We start from the raw sequence: 12,478 nt of genomic DNA on the forward strand, positions 1-12,478 counted from the left end.
GGAGCCTTTTGATTATCTGAAATACTTGTTTACTGAACTACCTATATTAGGTCGGCACTATCAACCTGAGGCATTAGATCAATTTCTGCCCTGGAATTTAACTGAAAAAATTCAGCCTTTAAATCAAACGGCATAGTTTGTCTACGTGGAAAGAATAGACGCTCACGCTGAATCAAGCAATACCTGATCATCCAAGCTTGGGAGAATATTCTCAAAGCCATTCTCATGCCCGGTTTTTTCTATCAAGGTACGTTGCAATATATTCATTAAGATTTGCAGCTCATACCATACAAGCTGTAAGACTAAGCAAAAATAGTGACTTATACGAAAATATATTAGAGTCGCTACATATGTGGAACATCCTCAAAACGTAAATGTCTGACGATTTTTTATTAGTGAAATTCATACCATCCAGTCTTCCAGTTTTAAACCGGGGACTCTGACAAACTCGCGGGTGTTATGAGTGATAACAGTCAGGTCGTAGGCAAGAGCAATGGCGGCAATCTGCAAATCATAAGGGCCGATCGGTGTCCCTTGGCTCGCCAAATGAGCGCGGATGTCGCCAAAGTGCTGCGTTGCTTGACCCGCAAAAGGTAAACTTGGCAACCATTCCAACAAGGTGAGCAAACGGGCACGATTTTGTTCTTGTCGAGCGCTTTTGGCCACGCCAAACCATAGCTCTGCTTCAACCGGCGCACAGACTCGCAATTTGGATCGGCCCACACGGCGCACATGATTCAGCATCGGAGGATGCTCTTTCAACAAGGCAATTGCCGCATTGGTATCAAGCAAATAGATCATCAGTCCAATGCCTCGCGCAGGGCATCAACACCCAAATCTTTATCGCTAATGTCATCAGGAAAATCTTCGCTCAAACCACCTGCTATGGCAGCGAGAAAGGCTTCGGTATCGTTCTGCTGCTTTATATTAGACGGTACCGGCGCGTAACGTTGTTCCAGAAATTCGATGAAATCGAGAGCTTCACGGGCAGCAATTTCTGGAAGGTTGAGACTGTGTTGATAAATGCTTTCGGCTAGGTTCATAGGTTATTCCTCATCTAATTAAGGTAGACATCTTAGAGTACATCATTTTTTGCAGCTTCGGCGGCCACTATTTAGTGATAGCTGACAATTGATTGCTATACAACGATCTTGCAATAGCTTTTTCACTTCTTAGCATTTTGGTCGCCCCTTGTATCCAGCTGGCGGTGTTTTTAGTTCCCGTGCAAATTTTGATTTTGCAGTCGACTTGAACGGAGCGGGATCAATCTCAAACAAGCTCACTGCAACTTGATTATTTCCATGAACATGGGCAATAAGCCGATCATGCTTTGGTAATGGTGCTTGAGCACTTGACCCACCAAATTCGCCCATGTTGGCTAATATCACTGGCTGATACATATGAAAATGCAGGGACGCCACCATGTTATCAAAAGTCTGCACATCCTTATTGAACGCGGCTACTAAAAAAATATCTGATCGTTCTCTCAAATCAGCAACAAGTGCCAGATCAGTGGCGTCATAGCAAATTGCTGCAGACACACGAGTTGGTGACCCAGAACCGACTGGAAATTCAATAAGTACTTGATGGGGCCTATATTCTTTAACTCCCATCTTATGTTCTTCGGTTGTTAAGTGTTTCTTTCCTTGCCAAACATATTGAAATGTCCGGCCTCGCTCAGGGGTCTCAGTTCGAATCAACCACAAACCTTGATTGATAGGGCCAGAATGCTTTGCTGAATCAATGAAGGTCAGTCCTGCGAAGATAGTTGCTCCAACTTTATCTGATAATGCCCTAAGGTGAAAAATATGCTCGGGATGTACAGAAAGTTCTGGGAACAAAATCAGATCGACTAACGGCTCGTCATTATCAAACCGCCCCCCGTAAACTCCTTGTGCTGAAGACCAAGTACGAAGCTTCTGGTAAGTTAGACGACAAACCTCGGCTAGATGACGGCGGTGCTCTGCCATCAATTTTTTGGACCAACGGCAGGGCTCCTTATCATTGAACTGATCAAGGCGTGGAAGCATAGGTTGTACTACGGCTATACGCATTGGTCTAGGTATCGGAGCTCGATTTTCCTGAGTCGGAATAACGTACATAGGCGTGTCTGATTGAGTTCCGTAAAGTGCTCGCTGCACATCAACACGTTTCCGTATTAAATCAAGAATATCTGATCTTGTTTTTACTTTAGAAAAGCGCTCCATATTCACGCTTCCTACACTTGTTCCTGGCCACTGCAATAGAGTAGACAGTAAACCAGAAAGCCATGGTGATATTGGGGCCGGCTCATCTAGAAGACTGCTTCCCGTATTGATAAGACCAAAACGCCGCTTAACCCAAGTCGAACGCCATCCTGAATAGCGCGGAATATCTTCCGTAATTAGGAAGCGTCCTGTGGTAAAGTCAAATTCTCCCGTAATACATGAGCGAAGAATTCGGCCAAGCCCATAAAGCCATGCAAAGTCATCATTAACCCATGGGGGCTTCTCATACAATGGATCTATATGGTCTTGTCGATTAAATTGGACTTTCAGAAAGTCAGAATTTGTTGGCAATCGCTGTATCGACGACCAATCAGAACAGCAAACCTCAATCTCGCCAATATTCAGACCATTTGCCAATTCCTTTTCAATTTCGACTTCGGACTGATTGAGCAATGAACTAGCCAGCTGGAGTAAGGCATTTTCCTTGGAGAATGGATTGTAAGCTCCTGATACAACTCCTAGTAATGGTAATAGTTTGCCGTTGCTAAGCTTGTATGATCGTATTGAGACAGTTGGACGAGCATCTTTTAATGTTGTAGGAACATATTTCCTCCACGTCGAAACTCTGCTATGACGGATTTTGAGCATTAACAGCATTAAATCGGGGCGATTCACCGAAACAATGCGAACACAACGCTCAATAATTTCTCCATCATTTGTGGACTGCAAGCACTCAGTCAACCATGCAGCAAATCGGTCAGGTGCAGGTGCCAATTGTTGACCAACTAACGCTAGAGCTAAGGCAATTTCTAGCTCCTTTTCTTTAAATGGTGCATATATCAGGGTTTTGTGAAGTGTCAGGTAGTTGCACAATTCCACATTGGTTACTGTTACGCACGAATGATCGCCAACCGACGCTAGAAACAGCATCGCTTGTTGTCTGAGATAAAAGGGACAATCACCCTCTATTAAAATTCTGCGAGCGAAAAGGGCCAAATCCTGACGATATTTTAATATATCAATCGAATCAGGATACTGCGAATCCTCCCTGTATCCAGTTTCTGTCGCACCAGCCCTAAGCAAATCGGCCGACACAAACTGGGCAACATGTAATTCCTGCCGAGCTGTTTCGTTATCTTTTTTAGCGGTTGAATAAAGTTTGCTTTGTAAAGCATCAAGTACTGGTCCAAGTAGTTTGGGATGCGGAAATATATCCAAACCAACACGAAGTAACAAAACTAAAGCAGGATTTTCCGCCCAACTTTTAATAAGTTTTCGAGCTGTAGTCTCAAATTCATGGTTTAGAGCTGCACAATTGAAAGCTTCATCGCTTTCAGATTTACCGGACGTGTCAGTCATAGCTAAGCGCATACGTAGCGCTGATGCTAATCGAGGTGCAACAAATCGCTTTACTGTATCGTCACGAACATCCGCGTTTGGAACAGCAATATTAGCCAGTTTCAATAGCGATTTGTTACGTCCCTGCGCATCCTCTAACTGTTCGGACATCCACAATATACCGTCAAGACCACCAACAGCCTGTTTCAAAGAGTCCAAATCAAATGTTCCACTAATTGTCTCTTGGAGTAATGACATCAAGGCCGACAAATTATTTTGACTGGAAATAGATCGATACGGTGTAACCGCAGTTTTTTCTGTATTAATTTTTAGTGGTTTATTTGCACGGATGTTAGTGCTATGACTATCGAAAAGTTGTGATACATAATCCTGAATAAATTTGGCAAGCCGATTCGAATCTTCTCCAGCTTTTGCCTCGATTACCAATCGAATGTCATCCACATACCGGCAATAATCGTGAATGATGATTTCATTTTCCTTGGTACCAAGAATAGAACCCATCAATTGATCGAAATTGATCATATAAGCATTTGCAAAGAAACCGGAGGCGATGAGCCCTTGTGGCAATCCTGTAGGTAAATCGCCGTCGTTATTCACTACTTTGGCGAGTTGTTGATCTTCGTCTCGCCAGGTCCAGTTAAGTATACGTTCAGTAGTATCCCAGAAGTCGTCATCAGCACGGAGTTGATCGGGTAAACCAAAATCATCATAAAATTTCTGGTAAATAGTTTTCAACTGCCCAATTAGTGCGGAGCGATCAATATCATCATAAAATGATTTTATATCCAGAGATACCACGAAGAGTTCCCTGCCGCTATTGATCCGACTATACAGGTCTGCACAAACGTTGCGAGGGCGAGAGAGAAAAGTTCGATAATCCTGAAAATATTGTCTATAGGTTCTCGAATTGCCCCAGCTAAAATAAGCTCTGGATCTAGGCTGATTTATCGTATCCCAACGACAATGCAAGCGATTACCATAACTGAAAACACCCAATTTCTGGGCTAGGTGAATATCAGTCTCGGATGTATCACCTTGTGCAGATTCCACTGCATCGGCAAGGCAAAGCATAACAGCAGCTGACAGGGTTTGATCACGAATTGAGATGTGCGCAAGTGGCCGAAGTCTTTGCTTCCTTACTCCCTTTGAATCTTTGGCCACCCCCCAAGATTCAAAGGGCTCATCACCATTTGTCGAGAAAGTTGAATCTAGCAAGTCATCAATATTAAAAGGCTCTGGGGGTTTCTGAGAATCTGGAAAATCCCACCGAGCATTTTTTGGTGCTAGAACTAACTTCATCGGCTCAGGCTTAAAATCCTGATTTTTTATTGAATCAGCCCATTCTTCCAACTGTTGCTGTAAATTAATGGTTGAGCAATCAAGTTCCAGAACATCGGCATACCAATTAATCCGACGGATTGCGGTATGGCATTTTTTCCATGCTTGAGCTAAAACCACTACATCAGTTAACAGATCAATTCTAGGTGCGAGTTGCAGATAATTTCCTTTAACAATATTCACATTTTTCCTTAAATTACTGAAGATATTCGCTTCGCAATGATGTGCTGAAACGCCGCCGAAACAACAATCCATCATCAGTGCTTGGGTCAAGTGTTACCCGAAGGTAAGGCAAAGACTGGATTGGTGCTGGTGGTGGCGTTGTAGTGGTTACGATATATTGAAAGGGGGCCTCACCGCCAAAGATTTTTTGTTCAATTTTTTGCAACAAAAGCAAAAAGTTATCGTATAAACCGGCGCTCATATCAGCCTCTCTGGGACAATCATGGACTAAGAAACCAGGAAAAGCGCTTCCTGGGTTTACCGAATCCAGCAGACACACTACATCACCAAGAAGGACTTCCAGAACCCGATAAGCTTCGCCACCGCGAACCGACAATTGGAAAGGACGGCTTTCATCTTGTAATTCGAAATTACCAAATGCCTGTTCCGATAAAAGCTTCCGAGTAAGAGTGTTGGTGATGTCTGCTAGGGTCTTTTTACGTATAGAGTTTTTCTGTTTAAGCATCTGAACTTTCAAACGCTTATTATCGATGTCACTAGAGATCGACTCTCGCCTTGAAATCAACTGTCGAATTTTCTCCGCTGCCTCGATTGAACCGGATAACCGTTCCCATCTTTCCAACTCGCCTAGTAAACGACGGCCACGGTCAACGGTAAGCATGACAGAGTCTCGCTTAGTTTTTAGTGAACTGCACTCTTGCACTTTTGCTGATACTTGGTTGCTTAAGTTTTGAAGCGGTATTTTGAGTGCGTCACGAGAATTCAACGCCAATAAAGCAAGGCCAGCCCATTCTTCTTCAGAGCGCGAGAGCGTACTTTGATCGCGGTGATTTTTCATGTGGATCGCCTGAAGTTTTTGGGTTTTGCCCTGAATATATTGACACTCGCTAAACAAAATACTGCCATGCTCACAAGAACCAACCAGTCCCTGAAGTTTACTGCGCTGTTCGTTAATTTTCTTTACTGACTCTTCATCCTTAAGACGGGCTGCATTTGCCAACTGATAGTCATAATCAGCCTGCTGATAGCGTCGATCCAACTCTTGCCATTCTGCTCGAAGTTTAAATAATACCTCGTTGGCCTTGTCGAGCTCAGCATCGGCTGCAATTAACTTTGCTTCAGCTATTTTCCTGGCATCAGTCACTTTATCTTCAACAGATTCCTTGAACAAGTCATCAGAATGCAATGGCAGGTCGTCAGACAGCCCTAACCAGGTTCTTAGCTCAGACTCAATACGACGACGAATAAGCAATGGTTCCTGTTGAAGTCGTTCAGTATCTTGCTGGACAGTTTCCAGGTTACGTTCAAGAGCGCGTATGTTTATCAGTAACTCGGATTCTTGTTGATCCATTAAGCCAAGTACGGCACGCATAATGATAGGCGGATCTTGCCGTGATCGCTGTAAGCCGGTACCTTCTCCCTCCCGCCATGCAAAAAAAGACTTGAACCGTGAACCTTGATCGCGGGTCATCCAAGCAAGAATGTGCTTCCATTCAATGGCTTGTCCAGTTTCAGGGATTGTTCTAGGCAGAACCCTCGATAAGATTGCCTCCGCTAATTGAACCTCGAAATCTTTAAAAGACTGGCTTTCGTTATCGGTAAAAAGAGATTCAATATTGTTGCCGTTTGCAACGAAACCGTCTTTGTAAATATTAAAAAAACGAAAAACAGCAAAAGTCTGATTTGCGATATGAACCACCATACCAACCCCGCCATGCGGGAACTCGCTACCGACTTCTTCTCTGAGTTCATTAACTGATTTGGCATTGTCGCCAAGACAAAAACGCATCAGTAAACACAACGATGTCTTGCCAACGCCGTGACCAGCGGCATGGATACCCGTATAAGCACTGCCTGCTGCTGGCTCATGGGCCCAAATCACATTTAATCCTCTCCGAAACTCAATAGAGCGAATACATTGATCGGCTTCGGCTTGACTAAATATCGCCAGGCGCTCAATCCAGAGATGAGGTGATGATTTCTGTATTGAAAGGCTTTCTACCAGGTTTTCCATAACCAATTCTCGCTATGCATGTTTCACTAGGGCATCTGCATCTTCAACAGCCAAGGACGATGGTTGTTGAAGTCTTGTTTGTGCAGATTTCAATAACGCAAGCGCTATATCTTTCATGCTTTGCTCAAAAATTATCCCATCAGGTAAAATCTCTATTGGTATAGCAGTGATCCAAGCTCCTTTTTGTTCAAAACGAATAACACCAGCGTCTTCAAAATAGCGCAGTAAGGTTTGTGAGCGCCCAATCCGCTCAAGGTCAAACACCCCCATGTTACGGTAATTATCAAGCACATTAGTTACCTCACTGGCTAATTGGCGGGAAGCGTCATCAGACATCTGAGCAATAGTTAAAGCTAAATCCAATTGCTTGCGCGGCAACGAACTCGACTCTTTAATCATTGATAACATCAAACCTGCCAATCGGGCATCCACTTCATCACGGATTACGCCTAGCGACGAATAGGCAGCGGGTATTTTTTGACCCGGTGGCGGTATGAGTAGACTCTCAAATATTTTCTTTTCAGCGTCAGCTAAAACCATGCGATCAAACTCCCGCAGAACCAATCTGCCGGTGCGGTATTCGCCGAATTCACGTTCTTCGTTACGCTTAAGCACAGAGAATGTTTGTGACGGATAGCTAGGTTTAATCGAGTGAGGGTCTAGGATAAAACTCAATTCATCACGAGTTAACCCATATAGTCGAGTGAAATAAGCATCGAGTTCGGCACATAGCACAGCACGTCGATCAGGATCGAATTCGAATGGTGAACCTATATAACCTATATCTTGAGCCCAGTCAGCGAGATCAATAGCAGTGTAGGTTAGCTCTAGTACCCTTGGGACTATGAAATTGAGATCTAATTCTTGATAGCTATCAGGTGCTAAGATTGGAAATTGTTTCATAGCAAACAAATTAAGATTAAGACCTCCCACTTTGGTTCGGACAACATAATCAAGGACAATACTCGAAAGATTTCCAGACAATGCTGCGTACAATCTTTTATCGGACAACTCTTTTGGAAACATTAGATTTAGGCTATCTCCCGCAGCTGCATATGGCAGCACAGAAACAATCAGTGTCCGGGGACTAGCCCTCGAATCGGTGATCTTTCTAAAACCCAACATCCATTTATTTTTCCAATTGATCCCGTTTAATCGCTTTTCGACTTCAGAAATTGGAACCCAGTAAAACGGTGCGGGTAAATATGTTTTATTTTTTAGTCTTTCAAAGGAAATTGTTGGGAGAACATGGGCACGTTGACCATCGTTTGAGTCTGAAAAATCACCATTTCGGTGTGAATATAAATACATCATTTTAGCTTCATACAATGGTATAAAGTCTTCCCTTCCGTGAACAAATCGATTGCCTTTAAGTTCAAAACCACTTTGGTTTAGATCTATTTTGGTTTTAAACAGTTCAGAAGCACTGGCCATGTTGAACATAGCCATAAAGCGGATTCCCCAAGGATTATTACTATCATCATTCGGTTCCGATTCAACTTCGCGCATCAGCACAGGCACTCTTGTATAGATGCGTTTAGTAATCTCAGCATCTAATCTTGAGCGAAATATCGGACAGGTCATAGTATTAGGGTTAACATGAAAAATGTCGTTGGACTTCAAGCTAAAAACTCTCTCTCGATCCTGAAGCTCATCTAAACGTTTGCCTTGAAATAGGAAATGCGCTGCATTAGCCTTAGACTGGCTACCGACAATCGTAGTCAAAGCAAAACGCAACATGTGTCCTTGACCGGCACCTAAAAAGAAACCTTCATTTTCAAACTCAAAAAAGCTTTCAAGCATTGATTTAGCAATGAGCTCACCAAAAAAGTCTTTGGTACTTTTCTCGGTGGCTAAACCAGATGGCACAATAAAACCCGCTCTACCATCTGGCGCAAGAATCTGACTTATTGTTTCAGCAAACAGTGGATACGTGTTTAACTTTCCTATTGCTGTTAAGGGAAAGCGATTAGATTCACGAAAAAAGGTGTTACTCGATTCGTATGCCCGTTTATCTGCTAGATATTCATTCCAAAGACGAGGCTCATCCTTTTCAAGCTGAGCAATAGCTCGTTTCCTTTTATCTCCAGAAAGAACAGCTATATAAGGGGCCCGAACCGAAAAATACTCTTCCTCTCCAAGTTGCGAAACTTCCCACGGAGGATTACCTAAAATACAATCAAATCCACCTTTTGCGTATATTTGTGGAAATGCCAGCGGCCAGTGCAAGACACGAGCTTGTTCACAAGCTTGCGTTGCCATCTCCAGGCGGTGGCCTTGATGCACGGCAGTCAATTCCTCGGCGGCTTGCTTGGTAAACAGCTCAAGATAGAGGTTTTGACTGGTGGGGGTGGTTATTTGAGCCGTTGCATCGGCTTTAGCGATTAAAAAGGCCCCAACTAATAGATTGGCGGCATTGCCTAAGCGGCTCTGTTTTGCATGTTGCAAAAAAGCATGATAAGCAGCTTCTTTTGCGGCGATGTCGGCGGTGTTGATGTCGGGCAGTGCTTCCAATGCTTCCAGTTCAGCAAGGCCTGCGGCATCATGTAATGCAATATCGAGATTACGATTGGATTTGTGTTTGATAAAGGCTTTAAGCCCTTCTTTATTGGATTTGGCAATGTCTCTGCATACTGTCTTATCATCGCCGGACAAAGCTTTAAAAGCGGCATCGGGTATGCCATATTGCAGTTGGTTAAGGTCAGTCAATCCGATCAAGGCATCGCCGCATTGTAAATGGTGATCGAGAAACGATAGCGCTACACCTTCTTCAAAGCCTTCTAACCATAACGCCATTCGTGCTAGTTCCAACGCCATCAGGTTACGATCAACGCCAAAAATACAATGACTGATAACTTCACGCAAGGCGTGGCGGTAGTCTTGAGGTCTAACTGCGCCATCCGGCGCACGCAATGCTGCAAGTCGTTCAGCCAGACGCCGGGCAGCGGCAAGCAGAAAGTGGCCGCTGCCACAGGAGGTATCGATGACTTTGATACTGAGCAAGGCGAAGATGGGATTGGCGGGATTGTTCGCTAATCGGTCTTCGATTACCGGGTCGAGGGCTGATTTAATGAGTTCTTGTACCAGACTATCCGGGGTGTAATAGCTGCCGCTAGTTTTGCGTGCATTGCCTTGGGTGCTGCCTGTCGAAGTCAATCCGACAAAGCCGAAATGACGGGCGTGAATGTCAATTTCAGGTACCAGTTCCAGCAGACTTTCGTACACCGAACCCAGTTCTTCTGGGCCCATGTTACGGTAATCGACGGGGGATAGGTTGCCACTGAGGTTTGACCAGCGCATTTGCTGCATCACTGCTAGCAAATTAGCGTTACTGAGGGTGGCCAAGTCCAAGTCTGAGCATTGATGTTCGGAAAATAGACCACCCAAAGCTGGTAAGGCCAAGCGAGGTTCGCCATTGGTAAGACCACGAAACACAATGCGCAATCCAGCCCACAGGTCGTCAAAACCGTCACGGGCACGGCGACGCAAACAGCGGTCACGTAAGCGGGCCATTGCATAGCCTTCAGCATAGGCTTTACGGGCTTCCATGGCTTGTTTGTCACTATCGTCGCTATGCAATATCCCCCGATCTTCAACGGTAAACAGAAATATAAGACGATACACCAAGCGTAGTAATTGTTGAAAATAGGCATCCATACTCAAGCGGCCTTCGTGCAAATCGCGGCGCAAGATTTCATTGGCGGGATGTTGAATAAAACCAGTTCCCAATGTTAACAAAGCATCTGTGACACCCAGTCTTAAATGCTCGCGAACACGAGTGCCTTCACGTTGGCCTTCACTACGCCAGTTTTCCCAGATACATTCGCCATTTAAACCAGCTCTGCTAGCATGCAGTAATCGCCAGGCAATTTCAAATTCGGCAAAACGTAAGCCACTATCTAACATGTCTTGCAGATCGAATTCTAAAAAGCTGGGACGTGTCAGAGTGGCGGCATCGCGTAGCAAACGGATTTGTTTACCATTACTGACCAGTGCCCAAAGATGTTGATCGCTGGCATTGAGAAATTCTTGAGCCAATTGAAAAGCGCTTTTCTTGCGAGAGCCACTGCCAACAATGGCAAAGTGTGAGTCGGCTTCATCTAACCCAAGTGAGTGTGGGGCAATCACAATCGGAATGGTTTGCCCGGCTAATGCAGTGATGGGGTATTGACGTTCGCCGACACCGATACCATTTTTCAGTTCAAAACCACTGTAACCCAAGGCATCGCGTAGCAGGTCTTGAACAAACTTGATGGTGGCATCGGCAGCATCGACATCCTGCCGTTCCAGATTGGGTGCAAAATGTTTCCATTGAGCGGAGGCGATTTGAAAAGCCCGGCTGTATTCGTCTTTCAGTTTAAGCCCTGTTGGGATTTGATAATCGGCCTCCTTTTGGTAACGGGCTTTACCCAGTGCTGCTTTTTCCAGTTGATCGGGTAGGAATAAGCCACCTTCCAAATACAAGGTTGGCAAATTTAGGACAGTATTGTGGTTTCTGTTGACGCGTTTCATGATTCAACCTTTATAGTGCGTCGGGGAGCAAAACGTAAATACCGATAACATCCACCGGCAAACAGGGGGTGACACTGTATTGCCCAACATCGCGTGCCGCTTCGCGTACCCGTCGATGATCAACCAGTAAGGCCTCCGCTCGTTGTTGAGCGAGCGTTTCAATTCGTTCCGGGTGTGACTGGATAAATTCCAGTGCAGTTTTGATTTCTCGTTGCATAACATCGAGCGGTATATTACCGCTAGGTTGGCATTCCAGTAGTGCGCTGGCAGTTTCTTCACTGAGCCATTCCGGTTGGGTACGCCCCCGAACTGCCAGGGTGACGGTTTCTTCTGCCATCAGTTGATAAGGTTGCCTACGCCTAATGTAGCTAAGTTGATGACGTACACGGAGCAGGTACAAGGTGGTCACTATATCGACTGATTCAGTGACTGTCGCTGCGCAACGTGCCGCCAGTGGCTTTTCGCCAAGCAAGGCTTCTTCCAGTAAGTGCTCGGCCAGCAAACTAACGACTGGGTGGCTGCGGTGTAATTGTGTAAAATCGATAGTTAAGGGTTTTTCAATGCCTTCATCGGCTAGTCTGAGTTTTAAGGCTTCCGGGAAATGCTGGGGTAATAATTTAAAACGGTTACCTTTAAACTCGATGTTCAAGTTTTTAAGCTTAGAAATACAGCCGGAAAACGGGTAAGCTAATCAGTGTAAACTGCCACGTATTTCAACACCATGTTGATGTACGAGCCGGCACACTTTATAAAATCGTTTGTCACTGATTTAGATGCAGCCCTGGGAAAGCTAAAGTCCAATGCCAGGCTGACGCACCTACAAAAGACTTGGCTAGGATTTTGTTTAACGGGGATGTTACTGACC

At 44.7% G+C, this 12,478-nt stretch carries 6 protein-coding genes; all 6 read right to left on the bottom strand.

The annotated features are described in order from the left end of the window. Positions 1 to 402 precede the first annotated feature (402 nt). The gene (locus RW114_RS18045) at positions 403 to 801 is read right to left on the bottom strand and encodes a type II toxin-antitoxin system VapC family toxin (RefSeq protein ID WP_340124146.1); all 399 of its coding nucleotides are present in this window, start codon (positions 799 to 801) and stop codon (positions 403 to 405) included. Further along, positions 801 to 1,043, bottom strand: coding sequence for a DUF2281 domain-containing protein (locus RW114_RS18050; protein WP_340124147.1), 243 nt, complete (start codon positions 1,041 to 1,043; stop codon positions 801 to 803). Before RW114_RS18050 ends, RW114_RS18045 begins: the two co-directional genes overlap by 1 nt. 129 nt (positions 1,044 to 1,172) lie before the next feature. Then, the gene (locus tag RW114_RS18055) at positions 1,173 to 5,177 is read right to left on the bottom strand and encodes an RNA-directed DNA polymerase (protein ID WP_340124148.1); all 4,005 of its coding nucleotides are present in this window, start codon (positions 5,175 to 5,177) and stop codon (positions 1,173 to 1,175) included. Beyond that, positions 5,101 to 7,101: a hypothetical protein gene (locus RW114_RS18060; RefSeq protein WP_340124149.1), complete on the bottom strand. Its 2,001-nt coding sequence runs from the start codon at positions 7,099 to 7,101 to the stop codon at positions 5,101 to 5,103. The genes RW114_RS18055 and RW114_RS18060 overlap by 77 nt, the downstream gene beginning before the upstream one ends. Positions 7,102 to 7,113: 12 nt before the next feature. Then, entirely contained in the window at positions 7,114 to 11,613 is a 4,500-nt protein-coding gene (locus RW114_RS18065) for an Eco57I restriction-modification methylase domain-containing protein (RefSeq protein ID WP_340124150.1), read from the bottom strand. Between the two features lie 10 nt (positions 11,614 to 11,623). Next, the gene (locus RW114_RS18070; RefSeq protein WP_340124151.1) at positions 11,624 to 12,262 is read right to left on the bottom strand and encodes a hypothetical protein; all 639 of its coding nucleotides are present in this window, start codon (positions 12,260 to 12,262) and stop codon (positions 11,624 to 11,626) included. Between the last annotated feature and the right edge of the window lie 216 nt (positions 12,263 to 12,478).

Source organism: Methylobacter svalbardensis, from assembly GCF_037671525.1.
Classification (GTDB): domain Bacteria; phylum Pseudomonadota; class Gammaproteobacteria; order Methylococcales; family Methylomonadaceae; genus Methylobacter_A; species Methylobacter_A svalbardensis.

Coding starts and splice junctions, on each gene's coding strand:
- RW114_RS18045 (WP_340124146.1), bottom strand. CDS start 801: ATGATCTATTTGCTTGATACCAATGCGGCAATTGCCTTGTTGAAAGAG.
- RW114_RS18065 (WP_340124150.1), bottom strand. CDS start 11,613: ATGAAACGCGTCAACAGAAACCACAATACTGTCCTAAATTTGCCAACC.
- RW114_RS18060 (WP_340124149.1), bottom strand. CDS start 7,101: ATGGAAAACCTGGTAGAAAGCCTTTCAATACAGAAATCATCACCTCAT.
- RW114_RS18050 (WP_340124147.1), bottom strand. CDS start 1,043: ATGAACCTAGCCGAAAGCATTTATCAACACAGTCTCAACCTTCCAGAA.